This is a genomic window from Ruminococcus flavefaciens (assembly GCF_900143025.1).
Lineage (GTDB): Bacteria > Bacillota > Clostridia > Oscillospirales > Ruminococcaceae > Ruminococcus > Ruminococcus flavefaciens_I.
This window is the reverse complement of sequence record NZ_FRCT01000001.1, coordinates 115,187-136,518: the sequence shown is the minus strand read 5'-3', so window position 1 is coordinate 136,518 and position 21,332 is coordinate 115,187. Positions and strand designations below refer to the sequence as shown.

General features: G+C 43.5%; 14 protein-coding genes and 1 tRNA gene. 7 read left to right on the top strand and 8 right to left on the bottom strand.

The window, feature by feature from the left end:
• Positions 1 to 106: 106 nt before the first annotated feature.
• The 4 genes from BUB28_RS00600 to eno all read right to left on the bottom strand — a co-directional run bounded on the left by BUB28_RS00600 (position 107) and on the right by eno (position 3,354).
• Complete coding sequence (locus BUB28_RS00600; RefSeq protein WP_072947738.1) at positions 107 to 418, bottom strand: hypothetical protein; 312 nt, start codon at positions 416 to 418, stop codon at positions 107 to 109.
• Between the two features lie 94 nt (positions 419 to 512).
• Positions 513 to 1,295 (bottom strand): WYL domain-containing protein, encoded by a 783-nt coding sequence (locus BUB28_RS00595; protein WP_242939895.1) that lies wholly within the window; start codon positions 1,293 to 1,295, stop codon positions 513 to 515.
• The gene (locus tag BUB28_RS00590) at positions 1,279 to 1,980 is read right to left on the bottom strand and encodes an ArsR/SmtB family transcription factor (RefSeq protein ID WP_242939894.1); all 702 of its coding nucleotides are present in this window, start codon (positions 1,978 to 1,980) and stop codon (positions 1,279 to 1,281) included. The genes BUB28_RS00595 and BUB28_RS00590 overlap by 17 nt, the downstream gene beginning before the upstream one ends.
• A gap of 120 nt (positions 1,981 to 2,100) precedes the next feature.
• Positions 2,101 to 3,354: a phosphopyruvate hydratase gene (gene eno / locus BUB28_RS00585; protein ID WP_072947737.1), complete on the bottom strand. Its 1,254-nt coding sequence runs from the start codon at positions 3,352 to 3,354 to the stop codon at positions 2,101 to 2,103.
• A 706-nt stretch (positions 3,355 to 4,060) separates the two neighbouring features.
• Here eno and BUB28_RS00580 point away from each other — a divergent pair.
• Positions 4,061 to 4,978 (top strand): hypothetical protein, encoded by a 918-nt coding sequence (locus tag BUB28_RS00580; protein WP_072947735.1) that lies wholly within the window; start codon positions 4,061 to 4,063, stop codon positions 4,976 to 4,978.
• Positions 4,979 to 5,696: 718 nt separating this feature from the next.
• Here the strand turns inward: BUB28_RS00580 and BUB28_RS00570 are convergent.
• Together BUB28_RS00570 and BUB28_RS00565 are read right to left on the bottom strand one after the other, a co-directional pair.
• Positions 5,697 to 5,772, bottom strand: a tRNA-Thr gene (locus tag BUB28_RS00570).
• A 242-nt stretch (positions 5,773 to 6,014) separates the two neighbouring features.
• The gene (locus BUB28_RS00565) at positions 6,015 to 7,160 is read right to left on the bottom strand and encodes a substrate-binding domain-containing protein (protein ID WP_072947732.1); all 1,146 of its coding nucleotides are present in this window, start codon (positions 7,158 to 7,160) and stop codon (positions 6,015 to 6,017) included.
• A 302-nt stretch (positions 7,161 to 7,462) separates the two neighbouring features.
• Here BUB28_RS00565 and BUB28_RS00560 point away from each other — a divergent pair, with 302 nt between their 5' ends.
• The 4 genes from BUB28_RS00560 (at position 7,463) to BUB28_RS00545 (ending at position 15,895) form a co-directional block, all read left to right on the top strand.
• Positions 7,463 to 9,256: an ABC-F family ATP-binding cassette domain-containing protein gene (locus BUB28_RS00560; protein WP_072947730.1), complete on the top strand. Its 1,794-nt coding sequence runs from the start codon at positions 7,463 to 7,465 to the stop codon at positions 9,254 to 9,256.
• 98 nt (positions 9,257 to 9,354) lie between these two features.
• Complete coding sequence (locus tag BUB28_RS00555; protein WP_072947729.1) at positions 9,355 to 11,424, top strand: CotH kinase family protein; 2,070 nt, start codon at positions 9,355 to 9,357, stop codon at positions 11,422 to 11,424.
• A 75-nt stretch (positions 11,425 to 11,499) separates the two neighbouring features.
• Positions 11,500 to 12,156, top strand: a complete 657-nt coding sequence (locus BUB28_RS00550; protein WP_072947727.1) for a hypothetical protein — start codon at positions 11,500 to 11,502, stop codon at positions 12,154 to 12,156.
• Positions 12,157 to 12,457: 301 nt separating this feature from the next.
• Positions 12,458 to 15,895: a glycosyl hydrolase family 95 catalytic domain-containing protein gene (locus tag BUB28_RS00545; protein ID WP_072947726.1), complete on the top strand. Its 3,438-nt coding sequence runs from the start codon at positions 12,458 to 12,460 to the stop codon at positions 15,893 to 15,895.
• Positions 15,896 to 16,268: 373 nt separating this feature from the next.
• On the opposite strand, the gene BUB28_RS00540 is transcribed toward BUB28_RS00545, so the two are convergent.
• Together BUB28_RS00540 and BUB28_RS00535 are read right to left on the bottom strand one after the other, a co-directional pair.
• Positions 16,269 to 16,718 carry a helix-turn-helix domain-containing protein gene (locus tag BUB28_RS00540; protein ID WP_081373320.1) on the bottom strand — a complete coding sequence of 150 codons (450 nt, stop codon included), beginning with the start codon at positions 16,716 to 16,718 and terminating at the stop codon, positions 16,269 to 16,271.
• 185 nt (positions 16,719 to 16,903) lie between these two features.
• On the bottom strand, positions 16,904 to 19,762 hold the full coding sequence (locus BUB28_RS00535; RefSeq protein WP_072947724.1) for a leucine-rich repeat protein: 2,859 nt from the start codon (positions 19,760 to 19,762) through the stop codon (positions 16,904 to 16,906).
• Between the two features lie 223 nt (positions 19,763 to 19,985).
• Here BUB28_RS00535 and BUB28_RS00530 point away from each other — a divergent pair, with 223 nt between their 5' ends.
• Together BUB28_RS00530 and BUB28_RS00525 are read left to right on the top strand one after the other, a co-directional pair.
• Positions 19,986 to 20,573 carry an accessory gene regulator B family protein gene (locus BUB28_RS00530; RefSeq protein ID WP_081373319.1) on the top strand — a complete coding sequence of 196 codons (588 nt, stop codon included), beginning with the start codon at positions 19,986 to 19,988 and terminating at the stop codon, positions 20,571 to 20,573.
• Positions 20,570 to 21,295, top strand: a complete 726-nt coding sequence (locus BUB28_RS00525) for a LytR/AlgR family response regulator transcription factor (RefSeq protein ID WP_072947721.1) — start codon at positions 20,570 to 20,572, stop codon at positions 21,293 to 21,295. Before BUB28_RS00530 ends, BUB28_RS00525 begins: the two co-directional genes overlap by 4 nt.
• Positions 21,296 to 21,332: the final 37 nt, after the last annotated feature.

Sequence of the window (21,332 nt, the reverse complement as noted above, 5' to 3'; positions counted from 1 at the left end):
TAGCTGATCAATCATAAAGGGTCACCGTGCGGCTAATGTCATTAAGACTAAGCCGATAGTTTTCATAGCAAAATTAAAAGCTCTCCAACAGGAGAGCTTTTTTTCATTACCATCTAACTAACTCTTGTGAATACGCTTTGCCAACATATACCCTTTTGAGTAATTTGCCACATACCGCGCACTTTGTAGCTTTAAACCTATTATATTCAATATAATGCTTTCCATTTCGCTCCACTATACCGACGTAATCATAGCTATCGTACGTATATGTACCATTATGTGACGGGCAATAATCAGCAGCATTTGCAACAAGTGTGCTTGATGACTGTGGGTTTACTGACTTTGAAATAGCTGTACCAGTTCCAAGCAGAGTAAATGCCATTGCGATTGCTGTGATTTTTTTGATTGTGTTTTTCATTTGTTTTACTTCCTTTACTAAAAAATTATAGCTTTTTAGCTATATTTTTATTTTAAACCATATTATGACAAATGTCAAATCATTTATTGCTTTTCTAAGGAGCAAATTCCAACATAAAGCGCTCAACGCCGTTCCTTTCGTTAGTCACTCTTATGACCGCAGGAGCACTGCACTTGCGGCTGCTGAAATAATCGTCCATAGATACAGGAGTACGGAATATACGCTCCGTATCGGTTATCGTATCTATCCTTCCGATATTTATAAGGCCGCTGTTCTTTATCTTATCATTACTGAGCCTGTAGCAGTAAGCACGGAACTTTCCGTTCTTGGGCGAAAACTCTATTTTCAGAAGAACGAATCTGCCGCTCACACGCTTTCCGTGTCCCGACATGAAAGATATATCAACTATCTTGCGCTTCTTTACAGCGTCAAGAGCCGCACGGAAATTAGCAATATATTTCTCGTCGGAATAGTCGTCGTGGTCTGCATGTCTGTCCGTGAGCCTGAAATGCTCATGGCGGTACAGCGGCTTTACATCGGCAAGCTCCTCCTTTAAGTTCTCTATAACATCGTCCTCAAGAAAAAGCCTTATCCTCGGGTCGGAGAGTTTTGCTTTCAGCCACATTTTTTGCAACTTTGTCAGCACCTTTACAGGTACTTTTTTTGTTATTCGCCTGAGCATATTATTGTTGCCCCACCTAAAAAGTCCCCAGTCCTCTCCGCTGGGTATGAGCTTCTGCGGCATGAACAGCACAGAATCACGGAAGCCCTCACGCAGTACGGTCTCGTGGACAGTCTTTTCGTCAGTGACCTCATTTTCAAGAAGCCTCGCAGCTATACGGAAATATGTACCATATATCTCACTGAATATGTTCATCGTCAATAGCCACAAGTATATCGGGTATGAGTATGTCCTCAAGAGAGTGTATCAAATAATTATGCTTTATATGGAACAGGTCATTCCTGATACCGACTGCTTTCATTATACTGTTGCCAATAACTCCGAAATCAGGAGCTTCCGAAAAGAACTTCAAAGCATCATCAAGTCCCTTGTACCTTTTTATATATTCATCTGCTCGGGACTCAGTAAATGAATAATACATGGTCTTGCCCTGCTTTTCAGCTATAACTATACCCTCATCGGTATATTCCTTTAGCTTGTTACGGACTGTCTGATCATCAAACAGCTGCTCGTATTCGTTATTAAGAGTATCGGTCAGCTCTCTGAGGGTACGGCTTTTCCCATCCTGCAATATATCTATAAGAAAGAAATGCAGCTTTATATCGTTATCGGTAAAGCTTTTGGAGCAATATGCGTTATACAGCGGATTTTCGGAAATATGTCCGCTGTCAACAGAAATAGAAACATGACGACCTTTGACAGAATCGTCATAGCGCATATAGTCCTGCATCCAGCTTTCAACACGACGCTTCTCGTCATCATAGGTACGGACACTCTTTTTGTCAAAATCACTTCTGACCTTGCAGCCGTAAACGAAGAAATCCCGAACATATTCTCTTGTTTTATCGAAATTCTTTATAAGCTCCGAAAATCCAGCCATTTGATACACACTCCTTTCTTTATTTATATATTATCAGAAAAATATGTCCTTTTCAAGTAACAAACGAGTGTGCGCATACTTTTTTATATGATTATTTCCAAATCCTGTGGTATACTAAAGTCAAGCTAAAGGAAAGAGAAGTGAAGAAAATGTTCGTACATTAGCCACACGCTCTGAACGTGAGGGGGCACCTGTCTTAATCTGGCAGGTGTTAAGTGCAACTGCAAGATCAGCTATGGTAGTGTCCGCAGTCTCACCCGAGCGGTGTGAGGAAATAGCTGTGTATCCTGCCTTGTGAGCCATTTTTATTGCTTCGAGAGTCTCGGAGACAGAGCCTATCTGATTGAGCTTGATGAGTATAGAGTTGCCTGCGCCCAGTGAGATGCCCTTTGCAAGACGCTCAGTATTTGTAACGAAAAGGTCGTCGCCGACGAGCTGTACCTTGTGACCGATCTTAGCAGTCATCTTCTGCCAGCCTTCCCAGTCCTCCTCGTCGAGACCGTCCTCGATAGAGATTATTGGGTACTTGTCAACAAGAGCCTCCCAGTGAGCGATAAGCTCGTCGGAAGTGAATTCCTTGCCGCTCTTTGGCTGCTTGTAGAAGCCCTTGCCCTTTTCGCTCTTCCATTCAGATGAAGCAGCGTCCATAGCTATCATAAAGTCCTTGCCGGGCTCAAAACCTGCTGCCTTTATAGCTTCGAGAATCTTCTCGATAGCTTCTTCATCAGATGTGAGCTTATTTGGAGCAAAACCGCCTTCGTCGCCGACTGCTGTAACGTCGCCCATATCCTTGATGAGCTTTTTCAGTGTATGGAATACCTCAGCACACCAGCGGAGTGCATCCTTGAATGAAGGAGCACCAACAGGCATTATCATGAATTCCTGAGTATCAACAGCGCTGTCAGCATGTGCTCCTCCGTTGAGAATATTCATCATCGGCACAGGGAGCTTTGTTCCGTGAATGCCGCCGAGAAAACGATAAAGCGGAATGTCAAGGGAAGTAGCTGCTGCTCTCGCACAAGCAATCGAAACAGCAAGGATTGCGTTTGCGCCAAGCTTTGACTTATCCTTTGTACCGTCAACCTTTATCATAGCTGCATCAATAGCGTAAATGTCAGAAGCGTCCATGCCCGTAATAGTTTCAGCGATAACAGTGTTGATATTTGTGACTGCTTTTGTTACGCCTTTTCCAAGATAACGATTACCGCCGTCACGAAGTTCAAGAGCTTCAAATTCGCCTGTTGAAGCACCGCTGGGAGCAGTTCCTCTTGCAACTGTGCCGTCAGCGAGAGTTATCTCAGCTTCGACAGTAGGATTTCCACGGGAGTCAAGTATTTCGCGTCCAACGACTTTTTCGATTTCTAAATAGCCCATAGTGTTCTCCTGTCTTGATATATTTAATGTGATAAACACATTATTGACGACGCAGGCTTTTATATACGGGATATTCGCACCTTATCATTTAAAACCCTGAAAGGAGCCTGCTATAATGATTTATTCAGTTAGAGCAAACTAACTATAATATTATATCATTCACAAACAGCAGTATCAATGGGAATTATAAAGTTTGTATATTCTAACACAATTGCTATTATCAGCGGTCATAATAAAGTAAAAATGCCGAATATAAAAAAGGCTGCCCAAACTTGATTAAAATCCGGGCAGTTGTTATATTTCTCTTTTTCGGTATCAGTTGCGTCTTTATCGTCAGAAATTGTATGGGGATCAAATACCAATGTCCCTGTTTCTGTAATAACGAAATACATACTACTGTCAAACACTTTTCCCTTTGTTATTCGATTACTACAGAAATAAATACAAAATACCGGTGCAGAAAAAAATTTATTGAAAAATTTTCAAAAATTTGTTACACATGGTAAACGCAATGCGTTACTATAGGTGAAGAACAGATCTGATCTAAAAATTACAGCGTGCAAATAGGGCATCCGTTGAAAAGCTTATAGCGGAGGAAGCTAAGAAGAAAGCGATATTTGCCAAGGCACAGCGCAGAGCAAATATCGAGCAAACCGAATATGCCGACAGTGTAAGCGGCGTTGAAAAGTATGAGAGGAGAATTATTATGACAAAAATAGCAAGCATAGCTGCAGCAGCAGTATTATTAGTAGGTTCAATCGGTGGAGGAGCATATCTGTTCCAAAAGAACGGAAAAACAAATATCCCTGAGCCTGTATTGAATGAGGTTACCACAGGTATTACAAACACATCAACAACTGTTATAGGAGCTGGCACAGCATCAAATGGTGAAAATCAGCCTGAGAATAAATTCAGCATAACTAAGGAAGAACTTATTGAAAAGGTTAAGGTTAATAATAGCTTCGCGAATTATTTTGATAAGTTCTCTGCAGATTATACTGTCCTCATAAACGATCGCCGTGAATTCCATTCAGAGCCTGAAACTTGTATCGGAAAAGTTTATCTTGACGAGATAAATCTGACAGCTTCAGCAACAGTTGAGCGATATGAAAATGAAAAGTTGATCGGTAGGTCTCTCATAGCAATAATGGACAATTGGTACTATAATGCTGAAGAATTATTGGCAGAAACAGATTTTTCAAACGGTGGATATAAATTCCTTGAAACTCCGGACAAATATTATTATGTAAAAGATGAAAATACAGATAAGGTAATGGTCTTACCTTGGGGCAGAAGTAATAATATAGACGTTTATGCTCCCGAAAATTGGGACATAACAGGCGAAATAACAGAAAACGGCAGGAAGATATTATCAATAAGCGGTTTACAGAAAGGCGCTAACAATTATGAGGGAGTTTATCGTGAGCTTCCTTATACCATGAAAGTTGACGCTGAAACAGGTATGACACTTTCCTATAATTTATACGACAACGACGGAAATAAAACTTATTCATACGAATTGACAAACTACAAGTTTGATGATGAAGCTGAAGAGTTCAGAACAGCCGCAGATATAATCAGAGAAATCGAAAACGACGGTTATTCCAAGCATAACGGGTTTTAATAATTCAGAAAATGCCCTCGGAGAAATCTCTGAGGGCTGAAAAATATACAATTCTGGAATCATAAATAGTAAAATCAATAAGTTCTTGAGTCTATCCTAAAATTTGTGTAAAACTCCAAAGTAGTGTATAATATAAGAGATACTACTTCGGAGTTTTTTATTACTGATGTAATAATCTGTCTTTTTTATTCCGTTAGAAATATGATTGTATATTATTTTGTTTGAAAAATCTTTGCAGTACAGAATAATATAGAAAGGTATCAATAAAAAGAGATAATTAATGGCTGTTGAAAGGAAAAAATATACTCTGTAAGCACCGCCATCAATATTCAGAACAGGAGGATATTCCGCTCTGCTGAATATTATAAATTCAAATCCAATAATATCTGTTACCAATACAATGAGTATGCATACAAAAAATGATATGTAGAAAGATTTGCTGTGAAATATCCGATACAGATCAGCTATTATAATTTTTAGATCATTATATGTAGTCTCCACCTTGAAAATCAATTTGTTATATTTGACTATCATTAAGATTATACCTCGTTTTATCTCTTTTGGACAGGGCTGGAAATGGTTGACGGTTACGTTTCATTTTAGTATACATAATGATTTGTATTTTCTTGACCTATGACAGTTTTATGACACCTCGTTATTCAGTTAAAAAAACAGACGATTCCTCATATGAGGAATCGTCTATTTTTCGATGTTTTATTGGAGCTTGTGACGGGACTCGAACCTGCGACCTGCTCATTACGAATGAGCTGCACTACCAACTGTGCTACACAAGCAACTATTAAATTTTAGAAGGAGACCTGCTCACTATGAATGAACTGCACTACCAACCATGCTGCGGCCTCAAATAATTATCGCAACAATATAATTATATAATATCAGCATAAAAAAGTCAAGAGCAACATTAAGAAAAGTAAAAAAGTAATGCCGTTGACCCGTCGGGATCGATTTCTCGCATAAAAATCAGGCATTTCCGCAAAGATATGCGAAGATGCCTGATATAATTTTTATACTGTGATCATTTTGCGTTTTCAAGGTACTTATTATTGCTGTCCCACTTATAAAGTCCCGCATTTACCAGAAGCTGGAGATTATCCTTATCAATCAGCTGCGGAGCAAGCAGGTACGACTGTACATACTTAACGCGGTTATTATAAGCCTCAGAATCGTATCTGACCTCAACAGGCAGGCTCTTTACGAAATCTGCGGCAGGGATTCCGCCGTCAAGGAGAGTTTTGCAGACCTGAAATGCAACGTTTGCCTCATCTTTAACGTTTTTATAAACAGTCATTGCCTGTGAACCGTCAACGATCTTCTGAAGGTTGGCAATATCACCGTCCTGACCTGTTACAATAGGAACATTAGTACCTTTATAGTTGGAATCAATAGCCTGAACTACGCCGAGAGCTGTTGAATCGTTAGCGCATACGACCGCATCGAGCTGATTGCCGCTTGAATACTGCATATCGAGAACTTTTTTCATATTCTTCTCGGCATTTTCGGTAGACCAGCTTGGAGTTGCGACCATTTCAAACGTCTTCTTACCTGAAAGAACATTCAGTTTGCCGCTTTCGATATATTCTTCAAGCACTTCATATGCACCCTTAAAGAATAGTTCCGCATTATTATCAGCCGAATCGCCTCCGATGAATTCGATATTATAAGGTCCTGATGATGAAGAAGAGAGATTAAGTGCATTCTTTACATACTCGCCCTGCATCTCTCCTACGCCTTTATTATCGAACGAGATATAATACGTAATGGAATTCGTATCCATAATAAGACGGTCATAAGCAATAACAGGAATATTTTTATCCTTAGCCGCATCAAGGGTCTTTGAAAGTCTGCTGCCGTCAACAGCCGCAATAAGAAGGAGGTCAACGCCGTCATCTATCATACCGATGATGTCGTTATTCTGCTTTGTTGCATCATTGTTAGAAAATTTAAGTTCTACCTTATAACCTGCCGACTCAAACTGTTCTTTAAGGAATTCGCCGTCGCTGTTCCAGCGTTCAAGCTCCTGTGCAGGCATGGCAATACCTATGGTCTTGGCAGTATTTTTTGAATTTTTCTCTGACTCCTTTTCTCCTCCTTTTGTATTTCCGCAGGAAACAAGAGAACCCAACATTGCAGCAGAGAGGATAGCCGCCATTGTTTTTTTCATAATATTACCCCCTTGGTATTTTAAATTTTAATATCCTTTTTTAGCTTCTGTATAAAAGAAGCCGATCATATCCTTGTATTTTTATTGTACTCACAATGTCCACCAATGTCAATATGTTTGCAGATTATTTGGCGGAATGTATAAGATAAATTTGCAAAATATGGTAAATTCTTATACCAATTTCACCCCCATTTTAAACAACAACAACTTTATGACATTTTGTATAAATGCAATGTTATTGATTTCGACTTTTTGTTATGTTATAATTATATCAACATTTAAAAAGCTAAGGAGCAAAGCCAGTGATACTTTTAACAGCTCAGAATATATCAAAGACCTACATGGAGAGAAAGGTGCTCGATGACATATCTTTCTTTCTGAACGAAGGCGACAAGGTAGGCATTATCGGCATAAACGGTACAGGCAAGTCCACTATGCTGAGGATACTTGCAGGTGCAGAGGAATCTGACAGCGGCGAAGTCATCAGGACAAACGGCATACGTCTTTCCTATCTGCCGCAGATACCGCAGTTTGACGCCCACGGGAGCATATTGCAGCAGGTGCTCTCACATCTTCCCGATGACCTGCGCTCCTCAAAGGAATACGAGGCAAAATCCATACTGGACAAGCTTGGACTTTCCGACTGTGAAAGGGACATAAGCACGCTCTCAGGCGGCGAAAAACGCCGTGCAGGCATTGCCGCAGCCCTTATACAGCCAAGCGACGTACTGCTCCTTGACGAGCCTACAAACCACATAGACAACGAGACCGCACAGATGCTTGAAGACCTGCTTCTGAAATACCGCGGAGCTATAGTGATGGTCACCCATGACCGATACTTTCTCAATAAGATATGCCGCAGCATAGCCGAAATAGACAAAGGAAAGCTCTACACCTGCAACGGCAACTACAGTGAATATCTCCTTGTAAAGGCTCAGCGCGAAGCCGACGCAGAAGCTGCCGAGCGCAAGAACAAATCCCTGTACAGACGGGAGCTTGAATGGATAAGCCGCGGTGCAAGAGCAAGAGGCACAAAGTCCAAGGACAGGATAGAACGCTTTGAAGCGCTGAAAAACAGGGAAATACCCGTTGAAGCCGAAAAACTGAAGCTCCAGTCCGTATCCTCACGACTTGGCAAAAAGACTATAGAAATAGAAAATATCAGCAAATCCATAGACGGCAAGCCGCTTATAACGGATTTTTCATATATCATCTCCCGCGATGCGCGAATAGGCATCGTAGGACATAACGGTGCAGGAAAGAGCACCTTCCTGAAAATGATAATGGGCGAGACAGCTCCCGACAGCGGAAGCATAGTTCTGGGAGATACCGTAAATATCGGCTATTTCTCACAGGAATGTGAGTCTATGGACGAGTCGCTGCGCGTTATCGAATACATACGTGAAACAGCCGACAGAGTACAGACTCCCGATGGCACGGTCACAGCAGCACAGATGCTTGAACGCTTCCTGTTCACCCCCGAGCTTCAATGGAACAGGATAGAAAAGCTTTCGGGCGGCGAGAGAAAAAGGCTGTATCTGCTGAAAATACTTATGACCGCGCCCAATATACTGCTCCTTGACGAGCCCACCAACGACCTTGACATAACAACCCTAACCATACTCGAGGACTACCTCGAAAGCTTCAGCGGTGCAGTTATCGCAGTTTCTCACGACAGATACTTCCTCGACAAAATGGCGACCGAGATACTGGAATTCAAGGACGGTCAGTGTACAAGATATAACGGAAATTACAGCGACTACGCAGAAAAGGCACTGCAAAGCGATACCGTCTCAGACTCAAAGCCGAAGAAAAAGGGCGAGAAAAAGGAGCGTACCTTCACAGGTAAGACGAAGCTCCGCTTCTCATTCAAGGAACAGCGCGAATACGAGACTATCGACGACGATATCGCAAAGCTTGAACAGGCTATCGCAGACACAGAAAAAGAAATTGCGAAGAATACCTCAGATTACGTAAAATTGCAGGAGCTTTCCGACGAAAAGGACAGGCTCGAAGCCGAGCTTTCCGAAAAAATGGATCGCTGGGTATACCTTAACGACCTTGCAGAGCGAATAGAAAAAGGAGAAATGGTCTGAAATCATTCCATGTACTAAAAAAAGTTTCAAAAAGGGTGAGATTTTTCGGCTTTTTAAACGACTAATATATAGAGAATACTTTCAGGGGGGCGTTTATAATGAATATAAAAACTGTTTTAAGCTCGGCAATTTCGTCTCTCATTGCAGGAGTCTGCCTTAGTACAAGCATTTCGCAGGCATTCGCCGCAGGCGACCTGTCTTTTTCGCGTGATATCGACATAATAGACACTCAAATCAACATAACAGCAGAGGCTGAGGAAGAGGAGAACCTCATATACAAGGAACTGCCCATATCCTCATTTATAGTATCAGACCTTTCTCCACAGACCGACTCATTGTTTGACCGCACAAACTGGTCATACAGCAAATGGGAGGACTGCCACTATATCTTCCTGCCTGCAACTGCCGACAGGACAAAGCTCATCATAGACTACAACAGCGATGAAGGCACGATATATCTTGACGATGAAGAGCTCGTATCGGGAGAGTATACGGATATTCTTTCCAGAAAGGACGAATTTCAGATAAAAACAGCAAAGGGCACAGACTGCGGAAAACTAAAAATAATGCAGTCCGACCGCGGAAGCATCTACATAGACACAAACGGCTTCTGCGGATTTTCAAAGCTGTTTGCCAACAGGTTCATTGATTTTCCGGCATATTCCCTGATGCTTGACGCAGAGGGAAACATCGTATACGAAGGAGAGATAAAAAAGGTATCATCTCACGGCAATTCCTCATGGGATTACAGCAAGAAAAAGCCCTACAATATAAAGCTCCCGAAGAAAGCCGACCTGTTCGGCATGGGAAAGGCTAAGAAATGGGTGTTACTTTCCAATTACCTTGACCACTCCATGCTCCGCAACAAGCTCACAGAGGAAATGTGCAAAGCCGCAGGCATGGAATGTACAATGGATACAGTATTCGCAGACCTTTACACCGACGGCGAATACAGCGGTACCTACCAGCTCTGCGAGAAGGTACAGGTGCAGAAAAACCGCGTAAATATCACCGATCTTGAAGAAGAGACCGAAAAGGTCAACGAACAGGAGCTTAGTTCCTATGAACGCAGGATAGTCGGCGCAGAAAAAGCTGATGAATACATGGAAAACAGCTATAAATACTTTGATATTCCAAACGATCCCGAGGATATCACAGGCGGCTATCTGCTCCAGCTTGTACAGTGGAACAGATACGGCTTGAAGGCTACCAGCGGCTTTACTACCTCAAGAGGACAGTGCGTATCCATTGAGGGTCCAGAATACGCTTCAAAAGCACAGGCAGAATATATCCGCGGCTTTGTTCAGGACATGGAGGACGCGATATACTCCGATACAGGCTATAACAGCAAGGGCAAACACTACACCGAATATATCGACCTTGATTCCGTTGCAAGAGCCTATCTTGTGCAGGAAATATCCATGAATATAGACGCTACCTACAACAGCTTCTATTTCTGGAAGGACTCCGACCTGAAAGGCGACGGCAAGCTCCATTTCTCGCCTATGTGGGATTTCGACCTTAGCTATAACAATTTCATCACTTCAAGGACAAATTCCGACGGCAATACAGGCTGGTCATCGCTCTACAACAATCTTTTTGCCGCATACTTCCCTATACACGGCTCTAAGCTGACTATCCCCGAAAGCGGCAGACCTGCGGCAGGCATAAGCTGGCTGGGACAGCTGTACAAATGCAAGGACTTCCATTGCAGAACAGCCGATATCTACTTCAAGGACTTCGAGCCATTCCTTAAAAAGCTTACAGGCGGCGACTCGCCCTACCTTACGGAAATGGGCAAGGAGCTAAGCGCGTCTGCGGAAATGAACAATATGCTCTGGCACACCTACGGCGGCGCTAAATACTGTGTATTCGGTTCGTCAAGCGGTGCTACCTACCTTGAATCGGTAGATATAGTCCGCCAATTCATAGAAAAGCGGACAAACTGGCTAAGCTCACTATGGAAGAACGACCGTTCAAGCCTCGGCGATATCAATTACGACGGAGAAATAAACGTATCCGACCTGCTTGCCCTACAGAAATGGCTCATGGGAAGCGGCAGGACAGTATATCTTGAAAACGCTGACGAAAACAGCGACGGCGTTGTAGATGTATTCGACCTCTGTCAGCTTCGCTCGCATCTCCTCAATGCAGGTGGGGATAAATGACAGTTTTCAGCTTGACAGAGAACCTATGGGCGTGATATACTAATACTGCATCTTACTAAGAAATGAGGAATGTCAATGCTCAATCAGCTTCTAACTAAGCTTGAACGGAAATGCGGAAAATTTGCCATACAAAACCTTATGCTTTATATCGTAACGGGTATGGGTGTATTTTTCATAGCCAACATGGTGCTGACCACCAATCCCGACAACAAAATATTCCTGTACGATATGATATATTTTGACCGCGCAAAGATATTTGCAGGACAGGTATGGCGAGTCATAACATTCCTTTTCATGCCCCCCGATAACAGAATACTGCTTTTACTGCTCATGCTGTTTTTCTACTGGTATATGGGTGTAAGGCTTGAAGAAAAATGGGGAAGCTTCAAATTCAACGTCTATTACTTCACAGGAGTGATAAGCTGTATAATAGCAGGCTTAATAACAGGCTATTCCACCAATCAGTTCCTTAATCTTGGCGTATTCCTTGCATTTGCTGTGCTCTTCCCTGATGAGGATCTGTTCGCATTCTTCGTGCTTCCCATAAAAGCCAAGTGGATAGGTGTCATAGATGCGGCGGTACTGGTATACAAATACATCAACGGCGGCTATTACATACGTATGTTCATAATCCTTTCGCTGGTGAATTTTTTCATTTTCTTCGGCAAGGACTTCGTACAGCTCATATACTACACAGGCAGACGCTATTATCATAAGTACCTCAAAAAATAATACACAACACCCAAAAGCTCTCTTGCAATGCAAGGGAGCTTTTCTTCATATATTTTACATTTTGAGCCAACACTTATACTTTTCTTTTGTTTGATTTATACAGATAATTTAATGACGTTTTTTATTTACTTTTCGCAAAATAAGCACTATAATTGTGGATATTACGTAGAATTTCAGCGTTTCTCATTGACACCGCAAGCGCCGCGTGATAAAATTTAATAAAAATAGATATAGCGCAGCTTTATAACTGTGCAAAATATAGAAGGAATTATTAAAAATTTAATAAAGGAGTTGGGATCGTATGAAATCCAAGAAAAACAAGAAGATCATATCCGTCCTGGTTTCAGCCTGTATGGCTCTGCCGATCCTCGCCGACAGTCTGCCCATACAATCGCTGAAAAGCCCGCCTCTCACGGCAGAAGCCGCCAACGGTCACGATGATGACCTTGTGCTTCGCTATGACAGTATGGCAGGATATGTGAGCACCGACAACGCATTCAACAACGACGAGTCATTCTACAAGGCTCTCCCTCTCGGAAACGGACGCATCGGAGCAATGGCTTACGGCAATTATCCCGATGAGATATTCGACCTGAATGAATGTACGGTCTGGAGCGCAGGTCCGGGAAGCAACAACAAGGAGGGCGCAGCATCGCATCTTTCCGAGGTCCAGAACCTTATCAAAAGCGGAAAATACAATGATGCAAACTCAATAGTAGCCCGCCAGATGATAGGCGGAGGCGAGGCTAAATACCAGAAGGTAGGCGAACTGAAGCTGAATTTCGGACACGATAAGGTGTCGGACTATTCACGCGAGCTTGATATGAACGACGCTGTTGCAAGGTGCTCATACACCTTCAACGGCAAGAAATACACCCGCGAGACCTTCGTAAGCTACCCCGATCAGGTAATGGTAACACGCATAACCTGCGACAGCAAGGGCTCTGTATCCTTCTCGGCAGGCTATGACGGCGTGCTCAACGGCAAGGGCGTTACCGAGGGCAATGACACCATCGTTGCCAACGGTCACGGCGACGATGACCTCTGGACAAGAGGCGCTGTATACTTCTCCACGCGCAGCAAGGTGATACCCGACGGCGGAAGCATGAGCGCAGGCAACGGAAAGGTGTCTGTTTCGGGCGCAGACTCCGCGATCATCATAACCTCTGTACGTACAAACTATGTGGACTTCAAGACCTGCAACGGCGATGAAAAGGGCAACGCAAAAGCCGACATAGCAAATGCAGAGTCAAAGTCCTATGATACCCTCTATCAGAACCACGTACAGGACTATCAGGAGCTTTTCAAGCGCGTTGACATCGAGCTCGGCGGCGATACCGATGCAGTAAAGCAAATGACTACACCTCAGCGTGTAGCGCAGTTCGGACGCTCAGACGACCCGAAAATGGTTGAGACCCTCTTCCAGTACGGAAGGTACATGATGATAAGTGCCTCCCGTGACGCTCAGCCTATGAATTTACAGGGCATATGGAATAAATACTCAGCTCCCGCATGGGGCTGCAAATATACGACAAATATAAATTACGAAATGAATTACTGGCCTGCATTCACCACTAATCTTGCGGAATGTTTCGTCCCCTTCGCAGAAAAAGCCAAGGGACTTGCCGAAGCAGGAAACGAGACCGCAAAGGTGAATTACGGCATAACAGAGGGCTGGGTGCTCCACCATAACACCGACCTCTGGAACAGAACAGGTCCTATCGACGGTGCATGGGGACAGTGGCCGACAGGCGGCGCATGGGTATCAAATATGCTCTACGACGCTTACCGCTTCACTCAGGACAAGGACTATCTCAGCGACATCTACCCCGTTATCAAGGGCAGTGCTCAGTTCCTCAACAAGCTCATGATACCTGCCAAAATAAACGGTCAGGAATATATGGTCATAAGCCCGAGCACATCTCCAGAGATAAATCTCCCTGCTTACCCCAACGCAAGCGTTGACCACAGCGTAACTATGGACAACGGCATCGCCCGCGAGCTTTTCAAGGACGTTTCGGAAGCCTCAGAGATACTGGGCTGCGACTCCGAATTAAGGGAACAGCTCAACTCCAAGCTCACACTTATCCGCCCCGAAACTATAGGCAAATGGGGACAGATACAGGAATGGGCGCAGGACTGGGACAACAAGAACGAAAAGCACCGTCATATCTCTCATATGTACGCACTTTACCCCGGATTTGAGATAACTCCCGAGGACAATCCAACTACCGCAAAGGGCGCAGCAGCGTCCCTCAACGCAAGAGGCGATGACGGTACAGGCTGGTCTGAGGCATGGAAACTCAACTGCTGGGCAAGACTTGAGGACGGCGCACACGCTTACAATCTTATAAAGCTCCTCGTTACCCCCGTAAACAACTATGGCAGACTCTACGATAACCTCTGGGACGCACATCCGCCATTCCAGATAGACGGCAATTTCGGCTTTACATCGGGCGTTGCTGAAATGCTCCTGCAAAGCCACAACGACGTTATAACCCTTCTTCCTGCACTTCCGAAGCAGTGGTCAACAGGTCACGCAAACGGACTCTGCGCTCGCGGAAACTTTGAAGTTACCGCAATGAACTGGAAGAACGGCAAGCTTGAAAACGCAACTATACTCTCGAAATCAGGCGGCGTATGTACCGTAAGATACAGCGGCGCAATGGTAAGCTTTGAAACAGAGGCAGGCAAGGAGTACAGCCTCAACGGCGAATTGCAGTTTGACGGCGAAGAACTGCAAAACCTCGCTCTCGGCAAAAAGGTAACTGCTTCGGGCAGCGACAACGGCGAAACTCCCGAAATGGCTGTAGACGGCGATGCTTCCACAAAGTGGTATCACAACGACGGCATCGGCGGCGAATGGATACAGGTAGACCTTGAGGAGGAGTGCAATATACAGCGCTGGAGCGCGAAATTCGCAGGTCTCAGCGAGAAAAACACCTTCGACCCACGGGATTTCGTACTGAAAGCAAGCACAGACGGCGATAGCTGGACAGATATAACCGAGATATTCGGCAATACCAAGAGCTCCTGCGGCAGAAATACCAAAGGTGTATCCGCAAGATACGTGCGTCTGGAAATGCGCACCTCAACTCAGGACACCAGCGGCGGTGCAAGGATGTACGAGCTTGAGATATGGGGCAATAACGGCAAGCCGCCTGCTCCGAAGACAGCCTACAAAAACTACGGCTGTAGCAGTTATAACTTCATGCGCGGCGAGATACGCAAGGACGACAGCGGCAATACCGCTATCGGATATATTACCGACGGCTCTTACATAGTTTTCAGAAAGCTTGATTTTGAAAGCGGAGCAGAGGGCTTCAAGGTAAGGGCAGCAAGTGCTACCGAGGGCGGCACTATCGAGATACACGTAGGCTCGGCTGACGGTGATATCATCGGAAAATGCGATGTTCCGACCACTGACGGCTGGGACGAATATGTTGACCTTAAATGCGACACCTCACAGTGTACGGGTGAACAGGACGTTTACCTCGTATTCCGCGGCGGAGACGGCTATCTTTTCAACGTGAACAACTTTAGTTTTTACGGTCTTTCAGGGGATATAAACGGCGATAGGGAAGTGGATATATTCGATATCCTCCGTTTACGAAAGGCACTTATACAGCAGGCAGAGCTCAGCGGACTTGGTCTGTCAAATTCGGATCTGAACTCCGACAGCGAAACCACAGTCTCAGACCTGCTCCTGCTCCAAAAATTCATGCTGGGAAAGGGCTGAAATACACTCAGGGGGCGCACATAGCGCGATACCAATATAGTAATTTATACTTTTTATCGGGGAAAACCTTTCTGAGGAAAGGTTCTTCCCCGAGCCCCTTTCCAAAGACTTTTTTAGCTGATTTTTTCTCAGATAGGGCTCGCCGAAAATAAAAAAGCCCTGTAATTTTACAGAGCGAGCCCTATCTGAGAAAAAATAAAACCAGAAGTTTTAGAAAGGGAGTTTGAGGGTGACTCCCCACAGTGTGGGGAGATGTCACGCAGTGACAGAGGGGACCGCCTCTGTCAGAGGAACCCTTTTTCAAAAGGGTTTCCCTCAATACAAGGTACAAAACTGCTATATAGATACCTCGGTTATGTGCCCCCCTGTTTGCTTATTTCGGGATACCGTACACACAGAAATAGATTATCATTGAGATAATATCCACCAGCAGAAAAGCTCCGAATACTATTGCCGCTATCTTCATTCCCTTTTTGGCTTTTTTCTTATTTCCGTCGGTAAGGAGCTTTTCCTTTAGCTCGCCTACTATATCAGATTTGGAATTATTATCCTCATTTTTTTCGGGAGCTTTATCCAGCACAAGCTCGTCCATAGAGATGCCGAAAAGTTCACTGATGGCTATAAGTTTTTCCATATCCGGAGTGGAGTCTCCCAATTCCCATTTTGAAACGGTCTGTCTTGAAACATTCAGACGATTTGCAAGCTCCTCCTGTGAGAAGCCCTTCTGCTTACGAAGCTCATACAGCTTATTGTTAAATCCCATTATCATCTCTCCTTCCTTTTCGTTATAGTTTTCAAACGGACTCAATGCGATACTGTTCATAAGATCTGCCTCCTTGGTTTTCCTGATGAATACAGTTTAGCATTTTCGTCCGAAATAGTCCACCAATCAGTCTTAACAATCTGTCAACAGGCGTTAACAATTGCGTTAAGCAACGTTGCAATGCCGTATTTTCGGGAAAAAGCCACTTCTGACATCGCTATCGGAAGTGGCTTTGTAATATCATATCAGTCTGCAAGTATTCTCTTGCGGAACTCTATCACATCAAAGACATCAGCATTTCCGTCGCCGTTAAGGTCAGCGGACTTGAACTGCTTTTCGTTGAATGTATAAGTACCGTGGATATATCTGTTCATAAGAACAAGGTCGCCCACGTTGAACTGTCCGTCACCGTTGAGGTCGCCGTTCTTATACGCATTGGTATCGTCCATAGCCTCAAACTTCAGACCGTACATCTTAGCATAAGCCTCTGCTGTAGAGCCCTCATAGCCGTGGATAACAGTATCTTCCAATACTCTGCTGTTTTCTATCTCATTGAGCTCATTTGCAAGTGTTCTTGCATCTGTATACTGCTCATGATATCCACCTTCACGATATTCTACCAGCTCATCGGCATATTCATAGTGCTTTGCACGCATGGTCTGATCACCTGCGCATATCTCACATTCAGGGTCGTAGATATATATATCCTTTAAGAACCAAGCGTTGACGAAAGCATCGTAATCAAGTACATGAGAGTAAACATCGGCTCTCCTGAGACCTCTGTCGCTGCCCTCTATCATTCCCCAGCTCATCTTTGTAACAGTCTTGGGGAGCGTGATATCAGTATTTGCATAAATTGCAGCAACACCTGTAGTGCCTTCCTTTATATTCACTAATGCTTCGGACTTGCCATTTCCGTGCTCGACCTCAACAAGCCAGCCGTCCTTATATCCGAGACCCTTCTCAAATTCAACGAGAGAAGTATCATGGAACGCATTATAGCCCACATAATATACACTGTCGGGAATAGTAACATTTTTAAGGGCAGTACAGCCATTGAACGCATTATCGCTTATGATACCGAGCTTTTCGGGCATATTTACCGATACGAGCTTATCACAGCCGCTGAATGCACATCTGCTTATTACTTCGATATCATTCGGAAGCTCGATGCTCTCAACATTATCAAGACTGAAGAAAGCAAAATTCTCTATTGACTTGACAGTATCGGGAACAACTATCTTCTTGCCAGCATATCTTGACGGAACTTTTATAAGCTTTGTCATGTCCTTGCTGTAGATGATACCGTCAACAGATGTAAGATACGGATTATCCTCAGCTACATCGTAATAAGCGATACCGTCCTCAGCTGCGTCCACGAGGCAGACATAGTTTTCCACAGTTGCAGGGATATGAACTATATCCGATTTGCCCTGGAATACTTTAACTGTTTTAACAGTAGCACCCTTAACAGTTTCGGGTATAGTAATCTCCTTTGGCACCTCTTTGCCATATGTAACTCTGCCCGAGCTTATCTGAGCAGTTGCAAAGTTTTCACCATATATCCAGTAATCAACGCCGTTATCCATATCCTCTACGATATCAGGTCCAACAACAGCAACCGCAGGTACAAAGGGATCAAATACCCTCTTGTATTTAAGAGCGTATTCCTCTGCTGTAGAGCCTTTGTGTCCTCGGATAATAGTGTCATACTTTGCAGGATTGCCTATCTTTATAGGTGCGGAATATACCTTTTCTACAGGCTGAGCTTCTACACTTGCAGAAGTATCCTCTGTATTCTGGTTTATTTTTTTGGCTTTCTCCATGTAATGTTCTATCTTTGTTATTGTCGTACTTGATTGGTCAATATCCTCATCAAGCTCTACCAGTGAAGTATTTATAGCCTTCTGAATAGAGTTTGCCGCAACATTTGCAGAAGCAACGCGAGTGTGCTTTACGGTATAATCGTTTTCTTCATCTATGTCGGTCTTGCTATCGGGATCTTCCTTAGGCTCTCTCCAGTATGCAGGGATAGATTTTTCATGATCCTCTATCTTACAGTCAGGGTCATTTATCCATACTTCCTTTACAGTTGGGCAGCCTATACAGCCAGCAGGGATAACAGGACAGTTAAATACGACCAGCTCCAGAGGCATATAAATACCAAAAGCAAGATATCTGCCCACATGGCTAACCGATGCAGGAACAGTTATTACTTTAAGCTTGTTTTTTCCGCTGAAAAGTCCTTCTATAGTACCAACTGTACCCATGCGGATATCAGCGCGGTCTATATCATCATCTGCACCTACAGCCCATTTGTCAACGTAATGTATGCCGTCCTCAACAACGACAGCACCTGTATCCCTGAAGGCTTCAAAATAAATATTCTCAACAGAGCCGGGTATCTTGAGGTCTTTCAGAGCCTTTGTACCAATAAATGTACCCTGTTCTATCTTTTGTACGCCGTCGGGGATATTTACAGAGGTCAGATTGATACAGCCTGCAAAAGCACCCGCGCCTATTTCTCTAACGTTATTGCTTACCTCTATCTTAGTAAGGTTGTGGCAAGCTATAAAAGCATACGGAGCTATCTTTTCTGCCTTATCCGCTATCTTGATCTCTGCTGCACTGTTTGAAGGCGGAAAAGCGACTACAGTTTTCATATCCTTGCTGTAAAGTATGCCGTCTTCAACTGTAAATGCCTCGTTATCCTCAGTTACAGCTATCTCCTCCATAGTCTGCTCGGCAACATCGCTCCATTCCATAACGCTTACGTTCTTTGTAAGAGTAAGCTTCTTTATCTTTGAGCAGTTCCTGAATGCCCCCCATTTTATACCAACAACAGGAACGTTATTGATAGTCTCGGGAACTGTGAATTCCTCGATAGTATTGTCGTTAACAAGCTCTACAGCCGCATATCCGTTATAGAGTGCGTATAATACACCGTCCTTTTCAACGTTTTTTGAAACGGCATCAAGATCATATTCCGCAGTGCTTTCTGCCTCGGAAACGACCTCCGCAGCCACAGCAACAGGTAGATTTGCCCCTGAACCTGTTATTACTGCAAGTGCGGCAAGAATTGAAATAAACCCCTTGATTTTCATAGTTTTTTACCTCCTATATCAAATTCATCACTAATATATATAAGATATATATACTATATTATATCAGCAGATTTCCCATATGTCAACAATTTTCAGCCGCAGACGACTTGACTTTTTATTATATTTTGATATATAATTAATCTGATAACAGAAAGAACATAATTTAGTAATTTTATCGCAACAAGATATGTAGGTACTATAAAAAAGGAACATAGGGATATTAATGATGAATAAAATTCTCGATGCGATAATGAAAACACTCCTGAGCAATGGATACGCTAAGGAGGAAGATGCGGAAATAGTTCGTTATGGTTTAGAGCTTACCATAATGAAAACTATAACATCTGCATTTATGCTTATAACGGCACTGATACTGAAAAGTTTTATTGCCGTGATAATATTTCTGGTGTTGTACACACCTATGCGAAGCTGCTGCGGAGGCTATCATTCAAGCTCAAGAAAGGGCTGCTTTCTTGTCTCTGTAATAATACTTGCCGCAGTTATCGCAGCATCAAAGCTCTTACAAGGTCCTGCAAGGCTTTATGTTTCGGCAGCTCTTTTGTTTCTGGGCGCAATGATAATTATTTTCATAGCTCCCACCGAGGCTCCGACAAAGCCCTTTGATGATATCGAACGCAGGGTATTCCGCAGACGTTCACTGATAATAACATCAGCGGAAACAGCTATAGCTGTAATACTGGCATTATTCAGACTGTACACCCCCATGCTATCGGTATCATTATCAGTATTTATCACAGCAGTGCTGCTGATTGCAGGACGTATAAGCAACAGAAAAGGAGTGAAAAAATGATCAATATTGCAATCTGTGACGATGACAATGACATGATCCAGGCTATTAAGACAGCTATTTCACACTACAGCACCTCTCACGCCATTGAATTTGAGGTACACAGCTTCAAATGCGGCGAAAAGCTGCTTGAAAGCAAGCTCAATTTCGATCTTGTATTTCTCGATATCGAAATGGGCGGCATGGACGGTCTAAAAACAGCTCAGCTGTTCAGACAGATCGACCGACGCGCAAGGATAGTCTATGTGACAAATCACTCGGAATTTGCTCTGCAAAGCTATGCTGTACACCCGTTTGATTTTGTTGTCAAACCCTTTGAGGAGGTGCGTATCTCCAAAGTTCTCGACGATCTTACAAGGTATCTGTCCGAAAATGCGGAAAAGGATACCGTTATACAGCTCAAAGGCGAGGACGGACCTCTCCTGCTCAGCCTCAGGAACATCTATGTTTTCGAGTATACGGGCAACCGCAGGATAACCGTATATACAAAGTCTGAGCAATATCAGATAAAAGGAAGCCTTTCTGACATTTTCAGCCTTATCAACTCGGAAAGCTTTGTATCACCGCATAAAAGCTTTATAGTAAATATGGAACACATCGATAAGCTCAATAACTTCACACTGTATACCACTAACGGCATTGAAGTACCTGTGGCACAGAAGAAGCTGAAGGACTTCCACAACGAATTCAGCCGTTTCATAAAAAACTATATAAGGCAAGGTTGATATAATTATGATATTCTTTATCCAATTGGCGACTCTT